The sequence below is a fragment of the Pseudomonas alvandae genome, from assembly GCF_019141525.1.
GTDB lineage: Bacteria > Pseudomonadota > Gammaproteobacteria > Pseudomonadales > Pseudomonadaceae > Aquipseudomonas > Aquipseudomonas alvandae.
Map to the genome: position 1 here is coordinate 1,395,295 of NZ_CP077080.1, position 26,631 is coordinate 1,421,925.

Consider the following 26,631-nt stretch of genomic DNA (forward strand, 5'->3'; position numbering starts at 1 on the left):
TGTAAGGAGAGGGAACATGTTCGAACTCGTAGACAACATCCCCGCTAGCCCGGTTATCAAAGTAATCGGTGTCGGCGGTGGCGGCGGCAACGCTGTCAACCACATGGTCAAGAGCAACATCGAAGGCGTCGAGTTCATCTGCGCCAACACCGATGCTCAAGCGCTGAAAAACATCGGCGCGCGGACCATCCTCCAACTGGGTACCGGCGTGACCAAGGGCCTGGGTGCCGGCGCGAATCCCGAGGTCGGCCGTCAGGCTGCCCTGGAAGACCGCGAGCGCATCGCTGAAGTCCTGGCCGGCACCAACATGGTGTTCATCACCACTGGCATGGGCGGCGGTACCGGTACCGGTGCAGCACCGATCATTGCCGAAGTGGCCAAGGAAATGGGCATCCTCACCGTTGCGGTGGTGACCCGTCCGTTCCCGTTCGAAGGCCGCAAGCGCATGCAGATCGCCGACGAAGGCATCCGCGCGCTGAGCGAAAGCGTCGATTCGTTGATCACCATCCCCAACGAGAAGCTGCTGACCATCCTGGGCAAAGACGCCAGCCTGCTGTCGGCTTTCGCCAAGGCTGACGATGTACTGGCCGGTGCCGTTCGCGGTATCTCCGACATCATCAAGCGTCCTGGCATGATCAACGTCGACTTCGCCGACGTCCGCACCGTGATGTCCGAAATGGGCATGGCGATGATGGGCACTGGCTGCGCCAGCGGTCCGAACCGTGCGCGCGAAGCGACCGAAGCGGCCATCCGCAACCCGTTGCTGGAAGATGTGAACCTGCAGGGCGCCCGTGGCATCCTGGTGAACATCACCGCCGGTCCGGATTTGTCCCTGGGCGAATACTCCGACGTCGGTAGCATCATCGAGGCGTTCGCTTCCGACCACGCGATGGTCAAGGTCGGCACCGTGATCGATCCGGACATGCGTGACGAGTTGCACGTGACCGTGGTTGCCACTGGCCTGGGCGCGAAAATCGAGAAGCCGATGAAGGTGATCGACAACACCGTCCAGACTGCCATGGCCTCCCAGCCACAACAGCAACCGGCCGCTCGTCAGGAAGCGCCAGCGGTGAACTACCGTGATCTGGACCGCCCGACCGTCATGCGCAACCAGGCCCAGGCCGGCGCTGCGACTGCCGCGAAGATGAATCCGCAAGATGATCTGGATTACCTGGACATCCCGGCATTCCTGCGTCGCCAGGCCGATTGATGGAATGTATCAGGGGTATACGGGTGATTGGTGTTCAGCAAAGGTCTGGTCTGCTATCATCGCCAGCCTTTGTTGATACCAGTTCGCAATTTGCGCTGAAGCGGCCCATGCCATGATTAAACAACGCACCCTGAAGAATATTATCCGTGCCACAGGTGTCGGCCTGCACTCCGGCGAGAAGGTCTACCTGACCCTCAAGCCAGCGCCTGTCGATACCGGCATCGTGTTTTGTCGTGCCGACCTCGACCCTGTGGTGCAGATTCCTGCTCGCGCGGAAAACGTTGGTGAAACCACTATGTCGACCACGCTGGTCAACGGTGACACCAAAGTGGACACGGTGGAGCATCTGCTCTCGGCCATGGCTGGCCTGGGCATCGATAACGCCTACGTCGAGCTCTCCGCGTCCGAAGTCCCGATCATGGATGGCAGCGCCGGACCTTTCGTATTCCTGATTCAATCGGCTGGCCTGGAAGAACAGGACGCGGCCAAGAAGTTCATCCGCATCCTGCGGGAAGTGACAGTGGAAGACGGCGACAAGCGCGCCACTTTCGTCCCTTTCGAAGGTTTCAAGGTGAGCTTCGAGATCGATTTCGATCACCCGGTTTTCCGTGACCGCACCCAGAGTGCAAGCGTGGATTTTTCCAGCACTTCGTTCGTAAAAGAAGTCAGCCGCGCCCGTACCTTTGGCTTCATGAGTGACATCGAGTACCTGCGCAAGCACAACCTCGCACTCGGCGGCAGTGTTGAAAACGCGATCGTGGTCGATTCCGATGGCGTGTTGAACGAAGACGGCCTTCGTTATGAAGACGAATTCGTCAAGCACAAGATCCTCGATGCGATTGGCGACCTCTACCTGCTGGGCAACAGCCTGATTGGTGAGTTCAAGGGCTTCAAGTCCGGCCATGCACTGAACAACCAGCTGCTGCGCAAGTTGATTGAGCAGAAAGATGCTTGGGAAGTCGTGACGTTCGAAGACGCCAGCACCGCACCAATCTCTTACATGCGCCCTGTCGCGGCCGTGTAAGCAAAAAACCTCTCTAGTTTTTTAAAGGCTGCCTTCGGGTGGCCTTTTTTTATGGCCGGCTTTTAAAAGTTTGAGTGGAGTTTTTTGTGGCGAGGGAGCTTGCTCCCGCTGGACTGCGGAGCAGTCCTTAAGCTGGCAATGCGGCGTTCCAGGGCGAGTGTACTACTGTTTTTTGGGGCCGCTTCGCGGCCCAGCGGGAGCAAGCTCCCTCGCCACGGAGAACGCACCTCGGTCTTTACATCGCACAAACCACACGATTGCGTCCACTGGCCTTGGCCTGGTACAGCGCCTTGTCCGCAGCAAGCAAGAGTTGTTGCAGTTCCCCGTATGGCCCGTTCAGCCAAGTGGCAATACCGATACTCACCGTCATGGGCGCTTCACCCTCGACGACAGGTAGCAACTGCTCTACCGCGTCGCGAATGTTCTGGGCCATGGTGAAGGCGCCGGCGGTGGTGGTCTCTGGCAGCACCACCGAGAATTCTTCCCCGCCATAGCGCGCCGCCAGGTCGGCAGGGCGTCGGACATGTTGGCCGATCAACTGGGCCAAGGTTCGCAGGGCTTCGTCGCCCTGTTGATGACCATGGCGATCGTTGAACGCCTTGAAGTGATCCGCGTCGATCATCAGCACAGACAGCGGTTGGCCCGAACGTTGGGCACGCTGCCATTCCTGATGCAACGTTTCGTCCAGCGTTCGGCGATTGGCCAGGCCGGTAAGGGAATCGACGGACGCCAATTTTGCCAGCTCCCGCTCGGCGCTGTGGCGGCGTCGCAGCTCACGGCGCAGCAACCAGGTGAGCCAGAGCAGGCTGATGCACAGCGCGACCGTGGCGCCACTGATCAGGAGCGCCGTACGTTGCCACGATGCGAAGACTTCTTGGGATGAGAGCGCGACCACGACGATCAGCGGCAAGTTACCGACCCGGGAAAAGGTATACAGGCGCTGTGTCTGATCGACGCTGGATACGCCGGAGAAGCTGCCGTTGCCTTCGCGCAGGATGCGCACGAAGTTCGGTCGATTGCTGAAATTCTTGCCGATCATGTCGTCAGCCAAGGGCGGCTCCTGGGCCAGCAGCGTTCCGTCGCCGCTGACCAGGTTGACCGTGCCGCCGCGACCGATGTTCAGGCTTTTGAACAGTTGGCTGAAATAGCTCAGGCGCATCGCGGCCTCGGCCACGCCCATGAACTCGCCCCGGTCGTCATCCAGGCGGTAGCTGAAGCTGATGCGCCAGTCATGCGGCTCGCTTCGAGCCCGGAACGGGGGACTGATCATCATGCTCGGGCTTGGATCCTGGAGATGTGACTGGAAATATTCCCGTTCGGCGTAGTTGCCTGTGCGGGGCTCGACAGAGGCCGAGTCAGCAATCACATCGCCGCGTTTGTCGAGCAGAAGGATGTCGCCTTTATAGGGCGCTGCGGTGGCGCGATCGAACAGGGCGAGGTGGCGGATCGTTGGCGAAACGTCTTTGAGGTCCTGGCGTTTTGCCGCGGCAATCAGGCCCTGCAATGAAACATCGTAGAGTTCTACGTTGCGCAGCACATCGGCGTCGATCAGTTGCACGATATTGCTTGCCGCACGCGTTGCAGCCTGCTCGGCGCTGGCGTGTTCACGGATCAGCAGGAACGTCACGATACTCAGGATGGCAATGACAACCAGCGAGCTGGCCAGAACGAGAACCCGTTCCGAACGTATCGAAAACGGGATATTGCCGGGTGTTGCACTGCTCGCGCTCATGGTTCCGATCTGCATTGTCATGTGGCTGGGATCCTTCCCATAGGCTGCTCATCTACAACTGCCGATGACCGGCAGAGACAATACTGGCCTTTTGCAAGATTGTGCTCGGGACACTGGAATTGAGCAATCCACATCGTGGCTTATTTCAAGCCGGCAAACGGATTCCGAAGGTGTTTGCGCCGCAGTCGCTGCGCACGAATACATCGCCGCCATGCATCAACGCGATCGCCTTGACGATGGCGAGCCCTAATCCGTGGTTGGCGCCGCTGTTGCTGCGTGATGCATCCACCCGATAGAAGCGTTCGAACAGTCGCGGCAAGTGTTCGCCGGCGATCGGTTCGCCGGGGTTGGTGACGCCGAGGGTGATCTGGTCGCCAACGGCTTCGATGCGCACGTCGATCACCTGGCCGGGCGCGGTGTGCTGGACCGCGTTGCTGAGCAGGTTGATCAGGGCTCGGCGCAGGTGGGCGATTTCGATGGTGGCTTGGGCATCGCCGCTGACGTGAACCTCGACCTGGGCGTCCTCCAGGATGAAATCCAGGTAGTCGAGGGTGGTTGCCACTTCGTCGGCGAGGGACGTCGTGGTCAGCTTGGTGGCCTTGCTGCCCTGGTCCGCGCTGGCGAGGAACAGCATGTCGTTGATGATGGAGCGCAGTCGCTCCAGCTCCTCGAGGTTCGATTGCAGCACTTCGAAGTAATGCTCCGCCGAACGCCCACGGGTCAGCGCCACCTGGGTCTGGCCAATCAGGTTGGTCAATGGGGAGCGAAGCTCATGGGCCACGTCGGCGTTGAACGATTCGAGCCGGGAGTACGCCTGTTCGACCCGATCGAGGGTCGCATTGAACGAATTGACGAACTGGCTGAGTTCCGGCGGCAATGGCGAGATTCGCAAGCGCCCGGAAAGGCGAGGCGGGGCCAGGCGTTGGGCTTCGTCGGACAGCTTGATGAGCGGCTTGAGACCGATGCGCGCGACCCAATAACCCAGCAGCGATGCCAGCAACACACCGATGCAGGCCAGGCTCACCAGCGCCACCAATAAATGATGCTGGGTCTGATAGAAGGTCTCGGTGTCGATGCCGATGATGAAGCGCAGGGGCGGGCGTTGGTCCTTGGCCGGGAACTGGCTCACCAGGACTTTCATCGGAAAGTGCCGATCAGGCAACGTCAGGTCGCGCTTGCCCAACGGGCCTTGGGCAACGGTGCGAACCTGCGGATCGGGGTTGCCGTATTCAAAGCGCGGGTCGCCGCTGACGATCCAGAAATGGATGCGCTTGTCTTCTTCGCCCAGCAACCGCAGCTTGTTGTTGATCTTCACCCAGTGTTCGGACGTGCCATAACGACCCACGGTGGATTCGAGCACGCTGTAGCGGGCATCGAGTTCCGCTTCCGGCAACAGGCCCAGGCCTTTTTCGACCTGCTGGTACAAGGCGCCGCCAATCAGCAGGAACACCAGCGCCGCCACCAGGGTGAACATGCCGCTCAGGCGCAGCGCAATGCTGTTACTCACCTCGATTCTCCAGCACGTACCCCATCCCTCGGATGGTGTGCAGGAGCTTGTGCTCGAAGGGCCCGTCCAGCTTGGCCCGCAGGCGCTTGATCGCCACCTCGACGACGTTGGCGTCGCTGTCGAAATTGATGTCCCAGACCATTTCGGCAATGGCCGTCTTCGACAGGATTTCGCCCTGGCGGCGGGCCAGGACGCTGAGCAGCGAGAACTCCTTGGCGGTCAGGTCCAGGCGCTGCCCGGCCCGGGTGGCCTTGCGGCTGATCAGGTCGATCCACAGGTCGGCAATGCTGACCTGCACCGGTTCGTGACCGCTGCTGCGGCGGGTCAGGGCTTGCAGGCGCGCCACCAGTTCGAGGAAGGAAAATGGCTTGCCCAGGTAATCGTCGGCACCGTCGCGCAGGCCCTTGATGCGGTCTTCGACCCGTTCGCGGGCGGTGAGCATGATGACCGGCGTCTGCTTGCGGGCGCGCAAGGCACGCAACACGCCAAAACCGTCCAGGCCCGGCAGCATGACGTCGAGCACGATCACCGCGTAGTCATTTTCCAGGGCCAGGTGCAGTCCCTCGACGCCGTCGGGCGCCACGTCCACGATGTAACCCTGTTCGGTGAGGCCGCGGTGCAGGTAGTCCGCGGTTTTTTCTTCGTCTTCGATGATCAGGATACGCATGGCCCGGCCTCAGTCTGCATTCGCCAGCGCCGCCGGCGCGGGGCCGGGCTGAAGGGCGTGTCGATGGAACAGTCGCTCCAGCCACAAGTATATGACCGGTGTGGTGAACAAGGTCAGCGCCTGGCTGACCAGCAGGCCGCCCACGACCGCGATGCCCAACGGCTGGCGCAGTTCGGCGCCGGGGCCGTAGCCGAGCATCAGCGGCAGCGCGCCGAGCAGGGCGGCGAGGGTGGTCATGATGATCGGGCGGAACCGGGTCAGGCAGGCCTGGAATATTGCCTCCTGAGGCGCCAGGCCACCGTTGCGCTGGGCATCGATGGCGAAATCGATCATCAGGATGCCGTTTTTCTTGACGATCCCGATCAGCAGCACCAGGCCGATCAACGCCATGATCGAGAAATCCTGGCCCAGCAGCCAGAGCATGATCAGGGCGCCAAGGCCGGCCGAGGGCAGGGTGGAAATGATGGTCAGCGGGTGCACGAAACTCTCGTAGAGCACGCCGAGGATGATGTACACCGCCACCAATGCGGCGAGGATCAGCCAGGGCTGGCTCTTCAGCGAACTCTGGAACGCCTGGGCCGCGCCCTGGAAACTGCCGGTGATGGCGGCGGGCATGCCGATTTCGTTCTTGGCCTGGTCGAGCAGGCGCACCGCATCTCCCAACGCCACGCCTGGGGCCAGGTTGAACGACAGGTTGGCGGCCGGGAACATGCCGTCATGGGCAATCGACAGCGGGCCGTTGGTCGGCGCATCGAAGCGGGCCAGGGCCGAGAGCGGCACCATTTCCCCACTCAGCGGCGAGCGCAGGTAGAAATACGCCAGGCTTTCGGCCTTGCCACGTTGTTGGGTGTCGAGCTCGAGAATCACGTTGTACTGGTTGGTCTCGGTCTGGAACTCGTTGATCTGCCGCTGGCCGAACGCGTCGTACAGCGCCTGGTCGACGTCGGTGGCGGTGAGGCCGAAGCGGGCTGCTGCGCTGCGGTCGATGTTGATGTGGGTGATGCTGCCGCCCAGTTGCAGGTCGTTGGAAATGTCACGAAACGCCGGGATGCTGCGCAGCTTGTCGGTGAGTTTCTGCGTCCAGGCATTGAGGGTCGGCCCGTCATTGCTCTTGAGCACGTACTGGTACTGGGCGCGGCTGGGGCCGGAGCTGAGGTTGATATCCTGCCCGGCCCGCAGGTACAGCACGACACCGGGGATCTTCTGCAATTTCGGGCGGATCCGATCGATGAAGCCGCTGGCTGATACATCACGCTCGCCCCGGGGCTTCAGGGCGATCCAGAAGCGGCCATTGGCGATGGTCTGGTTGTTGCCCGAGACGCCGACGGAATGGGAGAAGGTCTGCACCGCCGGATCGGCGGCGACGATCTCGGCCAGGGCCTTGTGCTTGGCCACCATGTCCGGGAACGACACGTCGGCGGCGGCTTCGCTGGTGCCCAGCACCAGGCCGGTGTCCTGTACCGGGAAGAACCCCTTGGGAATGAACACGTAGCCCACCACCGCAAGCGCCAGGGTCAGGCCGAACGCGCTGATCATCAGCTTCTGGTGAGCCAGGGCCCGCCGCAGGCCTCGCTCATAGCCGCCCAGCAGGCGCTCGCCGAAACCTGGACGAGCGTGGGCATGGTGTTTCGGTGCGCGCATGAACAGCGCGGCCAGGGTCGGCGCCAGCGTCAGGGACACCACCACCGAAATCAGGATCGTCGAGGTGGCAGTCAGCGCGAATTCCTTGAACAACCGTCCGACCACGCCGCCCATGAACAAGAGCGGAATGAACGCCGCCACCAGCGAGAAGCTGATGGACACCACGGTGAAGCCGATTTCCCCGGCGCCCTTGATGGCCGCCTCGCGCATGCCATCGCCAGCCTCCAGATGCCGGTGGATGTTCTCCACCACGACGATGGCGTCGTCCACCACGAACCCCACCGAGATGACGATCGCCACCAGGGTCAGGTTGTTCAGGCTGAATCCCATCACGTACATCAGGGCGAAACTGGCGGTCAACGACACGCCCAGCACCGCCGAGACAATCAGCGTCGCCGAGAGCTGGCGCAGGAACAGCGCCATCACCGCCACCACCAGCAACACCGCAATCAGCAGGGTGATTTCCACTTCATGCAACGAGGCGCGGATGGTCTGGGTGCGATCGATCATCACCTTGACTTGTATCGCCGCGGGCAGCATGGCCTCGAGGGTGGGCAAGGCGGCCTGGACGCGATCGACGGTCTCGACGATGTTCGCGCCCGGTTGGCGGAAGATGACCAGGTTGACGCCGGGTTGATCATCGGACCAGGCCTGGACGTAGGCGTTTTCCGAACCGTTGACGACCTTGGCGATGTCCTTGAGATGAACCGGCGCGCCGTCCCGGTAGGACACGATCAGCTCACCGTACTCCTCGGGCTTGAACAATTGGTCGTTGGTGGACAGCGTGGAAATGCTCGACTCACCGTAGAGCGCGCCTTTGGCGAGGTTGAGGCTGGCCTGCTGGAGTGACAGACGAATATCGGCCAGGGTCAGGCCAATCGCCGCGAGTCGGTCGGCAGACGCCTGGACCCGGATCGCCGGGCGCTGCTGGCCGGTGATGTAGATTTGCCCGACGCCATCGATCTGGCTGATCTGGCGGGCGAGCAGGGTCTCGACGTAATCGCTCAATTCGGTGCCTGGCATCAGGTCGGAGCTGATGCTGAGGATCAGTACCGGGCTGTCGGCCGGGTTGACCTTGCGCCAGGTCGGCAGGTTCGGCATGTCATTGGGCAACTTGCCGGCGGCGGTGTTGATGGCCGCCTGCACTTCCTGGGCGGCGGTGTCGATGCTCTTGTCGAGGCTGAATTGCAGGATCAGGTTGGTCGAGCCCAATGCACTGCTCGAGGTCATCTGGGTGATGCCGGGGATGGCGCTGAACTGGACTTCCAGCGGGGTCGCCACCGACGACGCCATGGTTTCGGGGCTGGCACCGGGCAACTGCGCATTGACCTGGATGGTCGGGAATTCCGCCTCGGGCAACGGCGCGACAGGCAGCCGCGGAAAGGCGATCAACCCCAGCAGCACCAGGGCGAACGTCAGCAGCACCGTGGCGATGGGGTGATTGATGCACCACGCCGATATCGAACCGCGGCCCTTCATGGCTGTGCCTGCCCGGTCTTGGCGAGGGCGGGCGGATCTCCAAGTATCTGGATGCTGGCGCCAGGCTTGAGGCGTGACTGGCCGTCGCTCACCAACTGGTCACCGGCGTTGACGCCTTTGATAATGTGCATGCCGCTGTCCTGATACACCATTTCCACCGGCACGCTTTCCACCTTGTCGCCCTGGACCCGGTACACGAAGTGTTGCTCCAACCCGCGCTGGACCACGGTCGGCGGTACCACCAGCGCACCCTTGTCGATCGCAGTCTGGATCTTCAGTGTCACCAGTTGTCCCGGCCACAGTCGTTGGGCGGCGTTGTTGAATTCGGCCTTGGCGCGCAGGGTTCCGGTGTTGGTGTTGATCTGGTTGTCGATGAGACTGAGGCGCCCTTCGCCCAGCAGTTCCCCGGTGGCGCCGTCGGCACCGATGTAGGCCTTGACCAGGGCCTGGTCAGGGGCGGCGATCAGGCGCTGTAGCGTCGGCAGCATCTGTTGCGGCAGCGAGAATTCCACCGCGATCGGGTCGATCTGGGTCACGGTGAACAAGCCTTCGGCATCGCTGGCACGCAAGAAGTTGCCTTCGTCCACGTTGCGAATGCCGACGCGACCGGTCACCGGAGAGCGGATCTGGGTATAAGAAAGCTGGACCTGCGCAGAGTCGATGGCCGCCTGGTTGCCCTGGGCCGTGGCCTTGAGCTGATTGACCAGCGCCTGTTGCTGGTCGTAGGTCTGCTTGGATACGCCGTCATCGACGCTCAGCAACTTGTAACGCTTGAGATTGACCTGGGCCACGGCCAGCTGCGCCTGGCTCTCGCCGAGCTGGGCGCGGGCCTGGTCGAGACTGGCGCGGATGGAGCGGTCGTCGATGGTTGCCAGCAGGTCGCCCTTCTTGACCAGTTGTCCTTCCTTGACCAGCAGCTTGGTGAGAATGCCGTCGATCTGCGGACGGATCACCACGCTGTGCAGCGACAGTACCGTGCCGATGCCGCTGGCAAAGCGCGGCACATCCTTTTCGACCACGCTCACGACTCTTACCGGTACGGCGCTCGCAGCACTGGGTTTGGTGGCGACGGGCTTCATCGAGAACCACAGGACCAGCGCCCCCAAGGCGACCAACAGTGCGACGAGCAGGAACGTTTTTTTCTGAATGTGCATGGATGCGAAGAGCCGGTTCGGGACGGTGGGATTTCTATCTGTCTTATATAGCGTTGCGAGGCGGTCAGGAAGGTGACGGCTAGCTGTCAGAGCTGTCAGTTTCGTCCCGGTTTTCCGTCAGACGGAACTCCCCCCTTGCATCTGCTCCGTGGCACCGCGATTTCGTGCAGGTATACTGCTGCGTTTCGCGGCTCGGTTACCGAGCCACGCATACTCAATTGTGGCGAGGGAGCTTGCTCCCGCTTGAGTGCGAAGCGCTCACAGAAATGGGCCCGCTTCGCAGCCCAGCGGGAGCAAGCTCCCTCGCCACGGTTTGTTGTCCCACTCAAGTGAATAACTCAAATGACTTCCCCAATACCATCGCCCGCGGACGAACGCTTGCCCGGCGAATCGTCTGGCCAGACGGACAGCGATGTTGCCAACGCCGACGACAGCAAGGCGGCGATCCCGGCCTTCAAGTTCCCGTTCAAGCCCGGTGAACTGTCGGCGGCCAAAGGTGCCGGGCAACAGCCCTGGTACAAGAACGGCGCCAAGAACGGCCACACCAAGACTCCGGGTGCCGCGCCGCCCGGTACCCGTCGTTCGATGGGCAAGCGCTGAGATCGTCCTCCGTACGCGGTCGCGGATTCAGTTCGCGACCCGTGCCCCGGTCAGGCTTCCACTCAATTCATAAGCCGTCAGTTCGGCCTGGTGCGCCGCGAGGATTTCCGGCAACGAGCCTCGCAGGTACTCGACCCACGTCTTGATCTTCGCATCCAGGTATTGGCGCGATGGGTAGATGGCGTAGAGGTTCAGCTCCTGGGAGCGATAGTTGGGCATGACCCGCACCAGCGTGCCGTTGCGCAAGCCTTCGATGGCGGCATACACCGGCAACACCCCCACACCCATGCCGCTGGTGATCGCGGTTTTCATCGCATCGGCGGAGTTCACCAGGAACGGTGAGCTGTTGATGGTGACCATCTCCTGGCCTTCCGGGCCGTCGAACACCCATTTCTCCAACGGAATGACCGGACTGACCAGGCGCAGGCAGGCGTGGTTGAGCAGGTCGCTGGGTTTCTGCGGGCAGCCGCTGGCTTTCACATAGCCAGGCGATGCGCAGACGATGCTGTAGGTGATCCCCAGGCGCTGGGACACGAAGCCCGAATCCGGCAGTTCGCTGGCGAGCACGATGGAAACGTCGTAGCCCTCGTCGAGGATGTCCGGCACGCGGTTGGCCAGGGTCAGGTCGAAGGTCACGTCCGGATGGGTCTTGCGATACCGGGCGATGGCGTCGATGACGAAGTGCTGGCCGATGCCGGTCATGGTGTGGACCTTCAACTGCCCGGCCGGGCGCGCGTGGGCGTCGCTGGCCTCGGCTTCCGCTTCTTCGACATACGCCAGGATCTGTTCGCAACGCAGCAGGTAGCGTTTGCCGGCCTCGGTCAGGGCGATGCGCCGGGTCGTGCGGTTGAGCAGGCGGGTTTGCAGGTGAGCTTCCAGGTTGGAAACCGCGCGCGAGACATTGGCTGTAGTGGTATCGAGCTGCGCGGCGGCAGCGGTGAAGCTTCCGGCTTCGGCAACACAGCTGAACGCGCGCATGTTTTGCAAGGTGTCCATGGAGGGCTCTCTTGGAAGGTGGCAAATTGTGACATGAAGTTACAGCGCTACGGGACCCCGACTAATGGATTATCGCGTTAACGGTAACAAAGATTCGCAGAAAGGTCGGCTTATCGCCGTTGGGGTCGGTCCCTAGAATTGCTGCCACTGCAGGATCGGTCTGGCTTCAGAGGACCTGTGGGAGCGAGCTTGCTCGCGATGAGGCCTTCACTGACGACACGTGAGGTGAATGCCAGGACGCCATCGCGAGCAAGCTCGCTCCCACAGGTTTGCCGTCATCCGCAGACCGTCGTCATGCCCTTTATTTTTCAGGAATTTAGCGCCAGTGCCGCGTTGCATCAGCAGAGAGCTGAAGACTCTCAGTGTTTGGGTTTTGACGTTGACCATCAGCGGTTGCATCGGCACGGGGGGGATTGCAGCGCAAGGCGAGGCATTGTCGCCCAACCAATTGGCAACCGACGAAGCGATTCGCGAGGCCGCCCGCGACGCCCATTGGCCGAGCCGCCAGTGGTGGAAAGCCTATGGCGATCCGCAACTCGATCGCTGGATCGAGCAGGCCGTGCAAGACAGCCCGAGCCTGGCCATGGCCACCGCCCGGGTGCGGCAGGCCAGGGCCATGGCCGGTGTCGCCGAGGCGGCCGAGTCGTTGCAGATCAATGGCGAGGCAACCCTCAAGCGCCACAACTGGCCGACCGATCAGTTCTACGGCCCGGGCGAGTTGGCCAATACCACCACCTGGGACAACAACGCCGGCCTGGGCCTGAGCTACGCCCTGGACCTGTGGGGCCGCGAGCGCAACGCCAGCGAGCAGGCTGTCGACCTGGCCCATGTCAGCGCTGCCGAGGCGCGGCAGGCGCAGCTGGAATTGCAGAACAACATCGTGCGCGCCTATATCCAGTTTTCGCTGCACTACGCCCAGCGCGATATCGTTGCCGCGACGCTCCGTCAACAGGAGCAGATTCTCGAACTGGCGCAGAAGCGCCTGGACGGTGGCATCGGCACCCACTTCGAGGTCAGCCAGGCCCAGGCGCCGCTGCCCGAAACCCATCGTCAACTCGACGCCCTTGATGAAGCGATTGCCTTGAGCCGCAACCAATTGGCTGCGCTGGCGGGCAAGGGGCCGGGCGACGGCGCGGGCCTGCAACGTCCCACCCTGGCGTTGGGAACCCCATTGAAATTGCCGTCCGCGTTGCCCGCCGAACTGCTCGGCCAGCGCCCGGATGTAGTGGCCGGACGTTGGCAGGTGGCGGCCCAGGCCCGGGGCATCGATGTCGCCCGGGCCGGTTTCTATCCCAACGTCGACCTGGTGGGCAGCCTGGGCTACATGGCCACCGGCGGCGGGGCGCTGGAGTTCCTGACCGGCAAGAAACTCACCTACAACGTCGGCCCGGCGATCTCGCTGCCGATCTTCGATGGCGGGCGCCTGCGTTCGCAGTTGGGCGAGGCGGCCGCCGGTTACGACATCGCCGTGGCCCATTACAACCAGACGTTGGTGACCGCGCTCAAGAGCATTTCCGACCAGTTGATCCGCCGCGAGTCGATGGACAAACAACAGGCTTTCGCCGCCGAGTCCGTCGCCGCTGCCCAGCGCACCTATGACATTGCAATGGTTGCTTTCCAGCGCGGGCTGACCGACTACCTCAATGTGCTCAACGCCCAGAGCCTGTTGTTCAAGCAACAACAGGTGCAACAACAGGTGGAAGCGGCGCGCCTGAGCGCCCATGCCGATCTCGTGACGGCGTTGGGGGGCGGGCTGGAGGCTGGCAACGATACCGCTGACTTGAGCCATGCCCCGTGGCGAGGGAGCTTGCTCCCGCTGGACTGCGCAGCAGTCCCTTCAGGTGGGTGCTGCGCACCCAAGCGGGAGCAAGCTCCCTCGCCACGATGCTGAGTATCCTTGCGTGACGTATCTACTCTGGCTGTATCGCCTCGAATGGCGCCGTGGTTTCTTTGATTGGGCCCGCAGCGATGGCGTGACCTGGGTCTATATCTTCAAGGTCTTGCTGGCCGCATTCCTGACGTTGTGGCTGGCGATGCGCCTGGAATTGCCCCAGCCGCGTACGGCGATGATCACCGTGTTCATCGTCATGCAACCCCAGAGCGGCCAGGTTTTCGCCAAGAGCTTTTATCGCTTGCTCGGCACCTTGGCCGGCTCGGCGGTGATGGTTGCGTTGATCGCCTTGTTCGCCCAGAACACCGAGCTGTTCCTCGGCTGCCTGGCGATCTGGGTCGGCATCTGTTCGGCGGGAGCGGCGCGTTATCGCAACTTCCGGGCCTATGGTTTCGTGCTGGCCGGCTACACCGCAGCGATGATCGGCCTTCCGGCCTTGGCCCATCCGGAAGGGGCCTTCATGGCGGCCGTGTGGCGGGTGCTGGAAATTTCCCTGGGGATTCTCTGTGCCACCGCCGTCAGTGCCGCGATCCTGCCGCAAACCGCCAGTGCCGCCATGCGCAATGCGCTCTACCAGCGCTTTGGTGTGTTCGCCCTGTTCGTCACCGATGGCTTGCGCGGGCGCAGCCAACCGGAGGCATTCGAGGCGCGCAACGTGGGGTTCATCGCCGAGGCGGTAGGGCTGGAGGGCTTGCGCAGCGTGACCGTGTTCGAAGACCCGCACATGCGCCGGCGCAACGGTCGGCTCAGTCGCTTGAACAGCGAGTTCATGAGCCTGACCACGCGTTTCAACGCCTTGCACCAGTTGCTCGAACGGTTGCGCACCGGCGCGGCGGACTCGGTGGTGAGCGCCATCAAGCCCGGATTGCAGAACCTGGCCGAACTGCTGGATGGCTTCAGCGCAAGGGCCTTGACCGATGCCGATGCGGCACGGCTGGCAGCGGCGTTGGCTGATTACAAGGCCGACTTGCCGGCCCAGGTGCGCCGATTGCGGGCGCAATTCCAGGAGACGGAACCCAGTGACGCGCAGCAACTGGATTTCCACACCGCTTATGAGCTGCTGTATCGCTTTGTCGAGGACCTGCATGGCTACGCCCAGACCCATGCTTCCCTGGCCGAGCATCGCCATGAACGGGAACGTTGGGATGAGCCGTTCGTGTCGCAGACCAACGGCCTGGCGGCCGCCGCTTCCGGTTTTCGCGCAGCCTTCATCCTGCTGGTGCTGGGCAGCTATTGGGTCGCCACGGCCTGGCCGAGCGGCGCGACCATGACGATGATCGCCGCCGCCACCGTCGGGCTGTCCGCGGCTACGCCGAACCCCAAGCGCATGGCATTCCAGATGGCCTGCGGCACATTGGTCGGGGCATTGGTCGGCTTCGTCGAGATGTTTTTCGTCTTTCCCCTGATCGACGGTTTCCCCTTGCTCTGCGTAATGTTGGCGCCGGTGATCATGCTGGGTTCGTTTCTCAGTTCTCGACCGCAGCATGCCGGGGTCGGGCTGGGTCTGCTGATTTTTTTCAGCACCGGTTCCGTGCCGGACAACCTGGCGGTCTACAACCCCTACACCTTCATCAACGATTACATTGCAATGATCCTCGGCATGCTGGTGTGCGCCGCCGCTGGCGCGATCATCCTGCCGCCCAACAGCCGCTGGATGTGGCGCCGGCTCGAACAGGACCTGCGCGAACAAGTGGTGTTCGCCATCAGCGGCAAGCTCAAGGGCTTGGCCTCGGGTTTCGAGAGCAGCAGCCGGGACTTGCTGCACCAGGCCTATGGGCTGGCGGCGGGGCAGCCCCGGGTGCAACGGAATTTGCTGCGCTGGATGTTCGTAGTGCTGGAAATCGGCCACGCGATCATCGAGTTGCGCAAGGAGCAGGCGACGCTGCCGGTGCATCCGGCCTATGCCGAAAGCCAGCCATGGCGCCAGGCGATCCGAGTGATGGGACGCGCGCTGGTGCGGCTGTTCCGCCAACCGAGCCAGAGCAATCTGGAGCGCGCACTCGTGGCGGTGGACCACGCCATTGGCCGCGTGCAGGCCACTGACGAGCCTTTCGCCCCGCACTTCGATACCTCGGCCCTGCGTCGGGTGAAAAGCTACCTGCACTTCATCCGCACCTCGCTGCTTGACCCGCAATCGCCCTTGGCGGCTTACACCACGCCGCCTCCCCAGGAACTTGAACATGCCCCGTGAAATCGCCTTCCACGGCGTTTACATGCCCACCATGACCCTGATGTTTTTCATCGCCGCCGGCCTGGCCTGGGCGTTGGATCGTTTCCTCTCGGGGTTGGACCTGTACCGTTTTTTCTGGCACCCGGCGCTGCTGCGCCTGAGCCTGTTCACCTGCCTGTTCGGCGCACTGGCGCTGACGGTCTACCGTTGAGATCGACACAATGAAAAAGCTTTTCAGCCTGCTGGCGACGTTGCTGGTGCTGGCCTTGGCACTGTGGATCGGCCGTACGCTATGGGTGCATTACATGAACACACCCTGGACCCGCGATGGGCGGGTGCGGGCCGACATCATCAATGTCGCCGCCGACGTCAGCGGCGAGGTGGTCGAGGTGCCGGTGCGCGACAACCAGTTGGTGAAAAAGGGCGACTTGCTGATGCGCATCGACCCCGAGCATTACCGCATCGCCGTGAAACAAGCGCGTTCACTGGTGGCGTCGCGCAAGGCCACCTGGGAAATGCGCAAGGTCAATGCGCACCGACGTGCCGACCTGGACAGCCTGGTGATTTCCCGGGAAAACCGTGACGACGCCAGCAACATCGCCGACTCGGCCCTGGCCGATTACCAGCAGGCCCAGGCGCAACTGGAGGCGGCCGAACTGAACCTGGCCCGCACCGAGGTTCGCGCGGCGGTGGACGGCTACGTCACTAACCTCAACGTGCACCGTGGCGACTATGCGCGCATGGGCGAGGCGAAAATGGCGGTGGTGGACATGAATTCGTTCTGGGTCTACGGCTTCTTCGAAGAAACCAAGTTGCCCAAGGTGCGGGTAGGCGATTCGGCGCAGTTGCAACTGATGAGCGGTGAGGTGCTCAAGGGCCATGTGGAAAGTATTTCCCGAGGGATCTACGACCGCGACAACCCCGAGAGCCGCGAGTTGATCGCCGACGTGAACCCGACGTTCAACTGGGTACGCCTGGCCCAGCGGGTGCCGGTGCGCATTCATTTGGATGAGGTGCCGGATGGCGTGCTGCTGGCGGCGGGGATGACCTGTACGGTGGTGGTCGAGCCGCCCGTTGGGCGCTGAGGCCCTTCGAATGTAGTACATATTTACCACCTTGCCTCTCCCAGGCCCGTTCAAGCTGGCGTCCTCGACTGAAGGAACTCTCGATGACCCAGCTGACTCACCACCACTTTATTCGCCAGCAACTGCCCCGTTGGCTGCTGGATGCGAACCAGAGCGAACAGGCAAGGCTGCTACAGGCCGCCTTGGACTTGGCCGAGGCCGCGCATCGCTTCAATGTGACAAATGCGGTTATCCCGTCATTGCGCGACTTTGCGCTGTCTCGTATACAAGCCCACATGGATCGCCTTTTCGGCACGCGCATTGACCTGGAGCGCTCTCGACTGATCAGGCATTTTCGGGATGATTGCGCGACTTATCCGGTCCCTGGAGGCGGTCCCGCTACGCTGGTGTGCAAGCCACATCTCCCTGAAGAGCGATCATTGCTGGAACACGCGCTGATCAATTTCCCCCGTGCCGACACCGAGGCTCAGGCTTTCATCCGAGGCAGCCAATTCGAGCTTTATCCTGACCGCGCCAAGGCGTCTGTCGTGCAGATGAACGACTTCGCCGGTTTGTGTCGTGACCTGGATACCGGAGCCGCTTACGCTGCCGAGTTGCGACGCCAGATTCCGCAGCTTTCCCATGACGCAATCTCGTTGCCTGCCTTCGCGTCGGATTACATCCAGTTTCGGAAAACGCAGCTGCGACACGACGCCCTGCAAGCCCGCATGCAAGGGTTGCTGGATGTCACGGGTGAACGCATCCTGGCGGCTTTTGGCGTGCAGCTCGATGCCACCGTGAAGGTTCAGCCGCTGCCCGCGGCGTTCGCCAGCGGCCTTGAGCTGGGCGAACGCTGGCGGGCGGAGCATCGCATCGTCCTGCCTGGCGTGCGGGTCTTTTGGGGGGATCGGCAAATCGTGGGGCAGTGGGTGCCGATCGTGGTCCATATTCCGGACGATCCTGTCTCGCCCCTCAAGCAATACGCCAGTTCGGCAGCTTTCCAGGCTGATCTCGTCATGCGCCTGGGTGACCTTCGATATGCAGCGTTTTTTTCCCGACTGTTGCCGCTGCCTGACAGAAACTGGAGTGATCGGGTGCTGGTAGGCCTGCTGCGAAGAGGGGAGAAAAACCTGGTCGAGGTTCATGAACTGCGCGGAGATGTCTGGCAGGGCCTCTACCGTGAATGGCGTAGCGTCGTGTTGAGTAGCGCGTCGAGCCAGGCCCGTTCAGTGGCTCATATCGACGCCGGTGTACTGATCGGAGAAACCTGGATGTGGCTGGGCGCAGGGCTGCAATTTCTTGGCGGCATCAGCATGTTCCTGCCCGGTGTCGAGCCACTGGCCTGGGCGGGTGTTGCCCTGGGAATGGGGCAATTCATTCTGGATGTCTATGAAGGCGTCCATGCGCTCAACCTGGGGGAGAGGCTCGAGGCGATCCAACACCTGTTCAGCGCCGCAATGAGTGCCACGACGTTTGCGGTAGGCGCTTTCGGGGCCAATCATCTGTTGGGCGAGATGACCCCCGTGGTGACGAACGATGGCAGTGAGCGGCTTTGGCACGGTCGCACCCGGCCGAGCGCCAGCCTGCGCGTGCCGCCTGAATATTCGACCGCCGATCGATACGGCGTCTGGCGCGCTGCGGATGATGCCTGGGTGGACGTGGAAGGCGTTTTTTATGAGGTCGTTGGCGACGGACGCGATCTGCGCCTCAAACTGCCTCCGAACTACCGTGGTGTTGTACCGGCCCTTGAATGGGAACGTTCAACAGGGTGGCGTTGGGTGCATCGGGATCCCTTGGGCATGCAAGGCGCACGGCTGCTGCGGGAAATCGACCCGCAACTGCGAACGTTAGCGAACGCAAGCCTTGACGATGCCCAGCGACTGATCGGGATCAGCGATGATCGGCTGCGCTATCTCGCCGTGAATGGCGAGCCTCTGCCGGTGCACTTGCCCTACATGGCCCGACGTCTTGCAGCTCGGGCGCAAGTGTCGGATGCAGTGACCCGGCTACGTGCCAATCACCCCCTGCCACAAGTACCCCGGGGCGTGGTGCAATTGCTGACAGAGTTGCCGGGGTGGCCGGTCCGGCGTGCGTTCCGCTACATGGATGGACAAAACTCTTTCTTCAGATCAGGAGCAGGCCCCGAGCTGCACCTCGATGCTTCTGCATTTCACAGTGGGCAATGGCAAGAGCGGTTGCTCTTGCAGCTCGATGCCCGAGAGCAACGCGCTTTGTTGGGCGCCGAGACTCCGTGGGAAAGCCCTGCTGTCACCTACCGACGCTTCGCCAACCTGTTGGCTGATAGCCTTGAAAACGATGGCTACCGCCTGGTGGAGAACTTCGCCAATCGCCCTGGGCAGCATCCGAACGTGGCGCTGTTGTGTCGAGACTTTCCGAGCTTGCCGGAGCCCGTGGCGGATGCTCTGCTGGCGGACATGACGATAGAAGAAGAACGCGGCTTGAGCATCGGCCGCGTGCCGCAGAGCCTGGCGCAGAGAACCGTCGAGGCGTTGCGTGAGCTACGTGTATCGCGGGCGTTGGAAGCCTTGCAAGCTGGCGTCTCGGGCAACGATCGGGACCGCTTGGTCATGAGCCTGCTTGCCCTTGAGCTGGCGAGGCTGGACGAGCCGGTACGGGTGCAATTGTTGCTTGAGGAGCGTTCTTTCGGTCCTCTGGAAGCGGGTGGAACCGGGCCGTTGAAAACCATTCGCCGCCGCGACGATCGCTATGAGCCCTTTGACGAGACAAATAACGAACTCGGCCCACCCACGAGCCTGGAAGATGCCTTGTTGCGGGCTTTGCCTGACTCGGCACGCCATCGCTTGGACCTGGACATTTGGGAACACGACAAGCTGCGCGGACAACTGTTGGACATTGCCTTGGGAAGTCGCGACCAGTTGCGCTCTGCATTGGGGATCCATGCATCGAAACCTGCCAATGTCCGTTTTCCGGAGCGAGTGGGCGAAACGCCGGGTTATCCGTTGAGTGGCCGAGGGGTTGCCTTTTGGCAGCGCGGGGCAACCCCACAGTCACGTCTTCAGTCGCTCTATCCGCACGCAGACATCAGCGTCCGGGTGATGGCCGAACTCCAGGAACGCAGCGCTCAGTCGGGCAGACCCCTTGACCTGCTGATCAATGAAAAAGAGGCCGAATGGAAAACCCTCGACGAAAGCTTGGAGGTATGGGAGCAAGCTGCGGACAAACACCATGCGGTGGAGCTTGACGATCCGGCGCAAAGGTCGGTGATTCGTCGAAAGGTAGGCAGGGCGCTGCGCCGCGGTTGGCGTCGGGAGACCCGCTTTACCGCCGGGGACAGCTCGGTGCTCGGTTTGGAAGTGGCGGCCGGCCCGATAGGGCGACTGCCGATTCTTACGGCTGATTTCAGCCATATTGAAATGCTCACGCTCCGTGGACTGGCGCTCAGTGACGTGCCTTCGGGTTTCTTGAGCCGTTTTCCCAGGGTCGTCGAATTGTCGCTGGTCCATAATCGCCTCACGCGCTGTCCCTCCGCCATCGCGGGCATGCCACGGCTGCGGTTCCTTTTCCTGGACGAAAACCCCCTTGTGTTCAATGACGAAGTATTCGCTTCCCTGCTGGGGCCCACGCCCCATGCCACGCTGGAGTGGTTGGAGCTTTCTGGCGTATCGGGTGTCACGGAGCTGGTGCCGGGCCGAATCGGCGCCCGAGCTATCGAGGCGCTGGGCGGATTGCCGCGGCTTAAACATTTGGTATGGAAGAACAACCCGGCGTTCACCCCCGAGCTGCTGCAAGCAATCGGCGGCCTGAGGCAATTGGAAAACCTGAGCCTGGGTGATAGCAGGTTGGTATTGGACGAGCAAAACAGCGCGTTCCTGGGGGAACTGAAGCGTCTGGTCGCGCTGGACCTGAGCGGCAATCGTGTGATCGGTTTGACGAGCCTGTCGGGATTGCCTCGACTGAAATTCGTGAACCTGGCTCGCACCCGACTCAAGGAAATTCCGGCGGCACTGATTCAATTGATCCAGCGCACGCCCGTGAGCCAGCTCTACCTGACGTTACTCGGCAATGCCATTACCCATGTCGATCCCATACTGTCCGTGTTGCCCCGAAACGAGGGGAACCGCAGATTGCTGGGCATCAACCTGGATGACAATCCGCTGCCGGTGAGCCAGATCTCCAGGCTGCGAGAGGCCAATTTTCGCTTTGCCTATACCCGCGATGCCTGGACCCGGGATGCGGGGTTGCGCAGGGAATTCGAAAAGCTGCGCGAAAACCCCTCCGCTTCAGCGTTTTTGGACTGGCTCAGTGACGAAATCACACGACTTGGAGAGGCGCAAAATAGCGGATTTCAGAGGAGTGGCGAGGATGCCGTCGGACGTCTTTTCAATCTAGGGGGGCGTATGGACGCGATGCGTCCGCGTATAACTAATCTTGACGAGCGACTCATGGCACTGCAGTCGCGTGTGTATTCGCGACTGGGCGCCAGCTTGCGCCATCAGCCATTCACATTGGCCGAATTGGAAACGCACATCTCCCTGTTCTTTGACTTTTGCATCGACTTGTGGAGCAACGCTCCTTTCACCCGATTCATTCAACGTCATTATTTGAATTGGGCGCGTGTACAACGGGCTCAGGAAGGATGGACCCGACAGGTATTAAATACCCACGCAACCGAGGCGCTTTTTACAGGATATCTATTACAAGACATGACGGAGGGAGCCCCGCTGTTTGAGACGCTTTCCTGGGCGCCTTACCTCAACGAAATGTCCCCCATTTGGCGCGCGTTCGAGGGGAAATGGGAAGGGATCTCCGAAAGCCTGGATGACATAGCTTTCAGGGGAACTTTGAATACATCCCAGTGGCCGGAGGAACTACTCGACAAAATGACCCATCCCCCCCAGGCTCAGCCCCATCTGGAGCCGGTAGAAGGGGTCGCTTGGGGAACTGACGGCATTGAACTCAATTCTGAACAAGTACGTCGGACGTGGTTGATCATTAAACACATCCAGACCATTGAAGCGATACAGGCCTCAACCCAGGCTACCCAGACGTTGGTGACAAACTGGTGGGATCGCAGGCCCTTGATCTGAACGTTTGAGGGCCGGCCTGCTATCAGACTACAACGGCCGCTTCAATCCAAACCGCCTCATCAACCCCTTCTGTAGCAAACCGGCAGGAAGCCAGGTTGCCATCAACGGCAATGCGCGACTGCCATTGCCCAGGCGCAGCAGGCGGGGTGGCTTGGGTTGCTGAATGGCCTTGAGCAACGCGGCGGCGAACTCGCGGGTAGGGGTCGGGTTGTCCTGGGATGCCTTGGCGCGGGCTCGGATGCCATCGCGCAGGGGCCACCAGGGCGATTGTTCGCTGATCAACTGCTCGGCTTCATGGCCGGCATTCTTGGCGAAACTGGAGGCAATGGCGCCGGGCTGCACCTCCATGACGCGGATGCCGAACGGCGCCAATTCCATGCGCAATGCGTCGCTCAGGGCATGCACGGCTGCCTTGGAGGCGCAGTAGGCGCCGGCAAATGGCGTGACCAGCACACCGGACACGCTGCCAATCCCTTGGCCCGGCGCAGCACAGGAAAGAGTGCGCGGGTCACGCCGACGATGGCGAACACGTTGGTTTCGAACTGGCGCTGCATGGCCGGCACGCCGCCATCCAGCAGCGGGCCCATGGCGCCGTAACCGGCGTTGTTGACCAGCACGTCGAGGCCGCCGTGTTGCTGGTTGATTCGTTCGCCTAGCTGTTCCAGCGCCGGGCCGTCGTTAACGTCCAGTTGCACGGCGGTGAACCCGGCGGCGTTGAGTTGCGCCACGTCCTCGGATTTTCGTGCGCTGGCCCAGACCTGGTAGCCGGCGGCCTTGAAGGCGTCGGCGAGGGCGCGGCCGATGCCGCTGGAACATCCGGTAATCAACGCAACGGGCATGGCGTGTTCCTTGTGCAAGCAGGTGGGAGGAAGATCAGTTGGCGAAGCTACCTTGCAATCGCTCGGCGCGAAACTCCAGGGTTTGCGGACGATAGCCGGGACGCAGCGGCGGGATTGGCAAGCAGTCCTGCCAGTCGGCACCGGGCTGCAAGTCGCCCGGGCCGCGATAACGCGGTGAACTGTAGAGATTGTCGGCCAGGTTGATGCTATCGCCGGGCGCGTAAGCTGCGATGCGCCAGCGCAGCTCCGTCAACGGCGCGTCGTTGCCATTGCGGATTTTCAGGCGCAACGGCCGATCAGCAGGGCAATGTTCGGGGGCGTAGGCAATCTGCAGGTCCAGGCGGGCCAGTTGCCGGGTCTCGCGGCTTTCTTCCCAGAGCACCCACGCCGCCACCAGCCCCAGCCCGACGAAGGCCGCCAGGGACACCGGCAAGGCCTTGGCCGGGTAGCGCAACAGCAGGATGAGCCAGGTGATGACCAGCACGACGCCGATAAGCATGTTCGAAACCTCCGTTCCGGTTGCCACATCCTACCGAAGGGCGCGGGCGATGGATATTCATGCGCCCAGCACCGTCCGTCGTGACTGTCATCTATGACAGTAGGCAATTGCGTCTTCCGCTTATTACATGGGCAGGTGACCCCCACGCAAAAGGCTTACCGATGGGCATGGACCGTAGAACTCCTGGATTGATCGCCTTTGATCCGCGTAGCTTGGCGGTCCGCTTGATCGACTATTGCCGAAACCTTGAAGATGGCCTCGCGCAGCGGCGCACAAATCGAAGCCTCTTTGACATGGCGGGGCGCGCGACCAAGCAGTGGGACCCGCGGTTGTGGGCCTTGCAGGAAAGTGACGAATCGACGCCCGCCAACCTTTCGGCGATTTATTCGTTGTCCGGGGCTGAGCTGCACACGGTCAGCGTTGATGCGGGTACACAAACCATTCTGCCAAGTCTTGCCGGCGAAAATATACGTGGCTGGGATGGCCGAGGGACGCGGCGGGATCACCTATACGATGCCTTGCTGCGCCCCATCGCAGTTTTTGAACAGGGCGCAGGGGAGTCGCGGCGGTGCACCGAGCGCTTGACCTATGGCTATTCGGGCCAAGGCGATCAGGATCACAACCAGTACGGGCGATTGATCCGCCACGACGATACGGCGGGTACGTTGTTGCTGTCGTCCTTTGCCTTGACCGGACAAAACCTTACGCAGGATCGCCGTTTCATCTTCGATGTGGCGTTGCCCGATTGGCCGGAATCCGAGGCCGATCGCGAACACTTGCTGGAGCCGGGCGACGGCGCCGTTTCGACGTGGCGCTTTGGGCCGTTAGGCGATGTGCTGGAGCGGATCGACGCCAGGGGCAATCGACAACGACAAGACCTTACGCTCGATGGCCGGCTGTCCGGCAGCCAATTGCTGTTGAAGGGGCAAGACGATTGGCAGGTGCTGGTGAGCGATATTCGCTATAGCGCCCAGGCGCAGATTGAACAGGAAACAGCCGGGAACGGCCTGCAGACCACGCTCAAGTACCGACCCGAAGACGGGCGATTGATGGAACACCAGGCCATGCGCGCCGGCGACGTGCTGCACCACTTGCTTTACGACTACGACCCGATGGGCAACGTATTGAGCATCGAGGACCATGCCCTGCCGGTCCGTTACTTCGCCAACCAACGCATCGATCCGCTCAGTCGTTTTGTCTACGACAGCCTCTACCAATTGATCGAAGCCACTGGCTGGGAGGCCAGACCGGTCAGCCAAGGCCCCGATTCGGTGGGGCGCAACGATCCCGCGGCGGTGGGCAATTATCGACAGACCTACCGCTATGACGAGGGCGGTAACCTGTTGGAGCTGGTTCACTTCGGTGCGCAAAGCCATGGTCGACAAATCCAAGCGGCGCGCTACAGCAATCGCTGCCTGCCTTACCGCGACGGAGTGCCGCCCACCGAGGAGGAAATCGCTGCCGCCTTCGACGCGCGGGGTAACTGCCTGGCGCTGGACGCGGGTCGATTCCTGGCCTGGGACCTGCGTAACCAGATGGGTTCGGTCACACCCATCAAACGGACATCGGGGCTTGATGATAGCGAGGTTTATATCTACGACGGCGGCGGGCAACGGGCGCGCAAGCTTCGCACCTTGCAAACCGGCACCCGTACCCTGACCGCCGAGGTGCGTTATCTGCCGGGGCTGGAACTGCGTGTCGACAGCGGAACGGGCGAGGCGCTGCAGGTGATCGTCGCCCAGGGCGGGCTCAGCGATGTTCGGGTATTGCATTGGGAAAGCACGCCGCCGACCGGAGAAAACGACGCTTACCGATTCAGCGTTACCGATCATCTGGGTTCGGTTGGCCTGGAGCTGGCCGAGGACGGGCGGATCATCAGCCGGGAGCATTTCTATCCCTTCGGCGAAACGGCCTATCTGACTGGAAATGACGTAATCGAAGTGGGTTACAAGACAGTGCGCTACTCGGGCAAGGAGCGGGATGCGACGGGGCTTTATTACTATGGGTTTCGGTATTACGCCCCGTGGTTGCAGCGCTGGGTGAATCCGGACCCGGCGGGGACGGTGGATGGTTTGAATATTTACCGGATGGTCAGAAACAATCCAATGTCTTTCATCGACGATGATGGCTCAATAACTACGAAAAAACGTTCCAATGGATTACACCAACCGGTCATTGCAATAGGTGCTGAGCGCAACGTTTCTGGGGCCAAGCGGGCTGATGTCGGAACATTTATGCGGAATCTGCCGGCGGTCGCAAAACCGACCAGTATCCACAGCGCGCTTAGCGAAACTGAACTCAAGGAAGTGGAAGTCAGCACGTTTCTATTAAGTGATGTTCGTGCACTCCCTCCCGAGTTCAGTAACCTGCAAGGCGGAGGTAACCTGCTGTTTACAATGGAACAATTTAGTTACGGCGGGGTGGCTAGTGGAGTTTTCAACGCCTTGAGGGTTTTGAGAAGTCCCACGGATATTCCTCAAGGAAACAACGCAGTATTAGCCTATTGGGCGCCGCAGGGGGGCTTTGTCGACATTCCCATAAATCCCGGTCGGCGGGACGCGGATCATGTCTTCACTCCTGGATTCAGTGGTTGTTCGTTGACTGTTGATCAGCTCAACGACAATGTTCTGCGGGTCCGGCATGTGCAAGGAGGAAAGGAAGACGTCGAATACAACGACCTGGCTGTTATCGACCATGGTCTAGGACTCAGTGCGGCAATGGAGTACAAGGATTACGGTTATATCTTGAATTCCGAAGGCCAACAGGAGGAAGTCACTACCGCCTTCGCTTTTATGAGATTCAACCGAGAGGATGGCGTCTGGAGCATTTTTCAACAGAGCACGCAGGGCACGGCTGCGATCAATCAGTATTCGCCGGATAAAAAACCATCCTTGTTTAATCGCTCGAACGCGTCAGTCAGTGTTTATTCGAAGACACGCGTTCGAAAAGTGCAATCCAAACAGGTACTGGTGGCTAACCGTTGATAGCCGAAAGCTGATTTTCGAGTGTATAGACGCATCAGTAAGGCTGTTGGATTCATGAAAAAAAGCCCCCACCCAACCCGCTGCGGATAGGGGACGCAGTGGGCT

The 26,631-nt window shown here is 61.6% G+C and carries 16 protein-coding genes and 1 pseudogene; 9 read left to right on the plus strand and 8 right to left on the minus strand.

Annotated features, from left to right (window positions below):
• Positions 1-16 precede the first annotated feature (16 nt).
• Positions 17-1,210, plus strand: a complete 1,194-nt coding sequence (gene ftsZ, locus KSS97_RS06155; protein ID WP_030139674.1) for a cell division protein FtsZ — start codon at positions 17-19, stop codon at positions 1,208-1,210.
• A 112-nt stretch (positions 1,211-1,322) separates the two neighbouring features.
• Positions 1,323-2,234 (plus strand): UDP-3-O-acyl-N-acetylglucosamine deacetylase, encoded by a 912-nt coding sequence (lpxC, locus tag KSS97_RS06160; RefSeq protein ID WP_030139673.1) that lies wholly within the window; start codon positions 1,323-1,325, stop codon positions 2,232-2,234.
• A gap of 235 nt (positions 2,235-2,469) precedes the next feature.
• Here the strand turns inward: lpxC and KSS97_RS06165 are convergent, their stop codons facing one another.
• From KSS97_RS06165 to KSS97_RS06185, 5 genes are all read right to left on the minus strand, one after another.
• On the minus strand, positions 2,470-3,966 hold the full coding sequence (locus KSS97_RS06165; RefSeq protein ID WP_030139672.1) for a GGDEF domain-containing protein: 1,497 nt from the start codon (positions 3,964-3,966) through the stop codon (positions 2,470-2,472).
• A gap of 145 nt (positions 3,967-4,111) precedes the next feature.
• Positions 4,112-5,479, minus strand: a complete 1,368-nt coding sequence (locus KSS97_RS06170; protein ID WP_198796647.1) for a heavy metal sensor histidine kinase — start codon at positions 5,477-5,479, stop codon at positions 4,112-4,114.
• A complete protein-coding gene (locus KSS97_RS06175) occupies positions 5,466-6,140 on the minus strand; it encodes a heavy metal response regulator transcription factor (RefSeq protein WP_030139690.1) in 675 nt (224 codons plus the stop codon). Before KSS97_RS06175 ends, KSS97_RS06170 begins: the two co-directional genes overlap by 14 nt.
• Positions 6,141-6,149: 9 nt before the next feature.
• Positions 6,150-9,260, minus strand: a complete 3,111-nt coding sequence (locus KSS97_RS06180) for a multidrug efflux RND transporter permease subunit (RefSeq protein WP_198796601.1) — start codon at positions 9,258-9,260, stop codon at positions 6,150-6,152.
• Entirely contained in the window at positions 9,257-10,414 is a 1,158-nt protein-coding gene (locus KSS97_RS06185) for an efflux RND transporter periplasmic adaptor subunit (RefSeq protein ID WP_217861302.1), read from the minus strand. Before KSS97_RS06185 ends, KSS97_RS06180 begins: the two co-directional genes overlap by 4 nt.
• A gap of 342 nt (positions 10,415-10,756) precedes the next feature.
• On the opposite strand from KSS97_RS06185, the gene KSS97_RS06190 reads away from it, so the two are divergent.
• Positions 10,757-11,014 carry a hypothetical protein gene (locus KSS97_RS06190; protein ID WP_030139668.1) on the plus strand — a complete coding sequence of 86 codons (258 nt, stop codon included), beginning with the start codon at positions 10,757-10,759 and terminating at the stop codon, positions 11,012-11,014.
• Between the two features lie 27 nt (positions 11,015-11,041).
• Here the strand turns inward: KSS97_RS06190 and KSS97_RS06195 are convergent, their stop codons facing one another.
• On the minus strand, positions 11,042-12,010 hold the full coding sequence (locus tag KSS97_RS06195) for a LysR family transcriptional regulator (RefSeq protein WP_030139667.1): 969 nt from the start codon (positions 12,008-12,010) through the stop codon (positions 11,042-11,044).
• A 325-nt stretch (positions 12,011-12,335) separates the two neighbouring features.
• Between KSS97_RS06195 and KSS97_RS06200 the strand changes: the two genes are divergently transcribed.
• The 5 genes from KSS97_RS06200 to KSS97_RS06220 all read left to right on the plus strand — a co-directional run bounded on the left by KSS97_RS06200 (position 12,336) and on the right by KSS97_RS06220 (position 22,204).
• Positions 12,336-13,901 carry an efflux transporter outer membrane subunit gene (locus KSS97_RS06200; protein WP_225936092.1) on the plus strand — a complete coding sequence of 522 codons (1,566 nt, stop codon included), beginning with the start codon at positions 12,336-12,338 and terminating at the stop codon, positions 13,899-13,901.
• Positions 13,902-13,911: 10 nt separating this feature from the next.
• A complete protein-coding gene (locus KSS97_RS06205; RefSeq protein ID WP_217861303.1) occupies positions 13,912-16,092 on the plus strand; it encodes an FUSC family protein in 2,181 nt (726 codons plus the stop codon).
• Positions 16,082-16,282, plus strand: coding sequence for a DUF1656 domain-containing protein (locus KSS97_RS06210; protein WP_003205331.1), 201 nt, complete (start codon positions 16,082-16,084; stop codon positions 16,280-16,282). Before KSS97_RS06205 ends, KSS97_RS06210 begins: the two co-directional genes overlap by 11 nt.
• A gap of 10 nt (positions 16,283-16,292) precedes the next feature.
• Positions 16,293-17,156, plus strand: coding sequence for an efflux RND transporter periplasmic adaptor subunit (locus KSS97_RS06215; RefSeq protein WP_217861304.1), 864 nt, complete (start codon positions 16,293-16,295; stop codon positions 17,154-17,156).
• An 83-nt stretch (positions 17,157-17,239) separates the two neighbouring features.
• The gene (locus KSS97_RS06220; RefSeq protein WP_217861305.1) at positions 17,240-22,204 is read left to right on the plus strand and encodes a leucine-rich repeat domain-containing protein; all 4,965 of its coding nucleotides are present in this window, start codon (positions 17,240-17,242) and stop codon (positions 22,202-22,204) included.
• A 27-nt stretch (positions 22,205-22,231) separates the two neighbouring features.
• Here the strand turns inward: KSS97_RS06220 and KSS97_RS06225 are convergent.
• Positions 22,232-23,043 (minus strand): annotated as a pseudogene (locus KSS97_RS06225) (SDR family oxidoreductase).
• 34 nt (positions 23,044-23,077) lie between these two features.
• A complete protein-coding gene (locus KSS97_RS06230) occupies positions 23,078-23,542 on the minus strand; it encodes a hypothetical protein (RefSeq protein ID WP_030139661.1) in 465 nt (154 codons plus the stop codon).
• A 161-nt stretch (positions 23,543-23,703) separates the two neighbouring features.
• Between KSS97_RS06230 and KSS97_RS06235 the strand changes: the two genes are divergently transcribed.
• Complete coding sequence (locus KSS97_RS06235; protein ID WP_217861306.1) at positions 23,704-26,526, plus strand: RHS repeat-associated core domain-containing protein; 2,823 nt, start codon at positions 23,704-23,706, stop codon at positions 26,524-26,526.
• Positions 26,527-26,631: the final 105 nt, after the last annotated feature.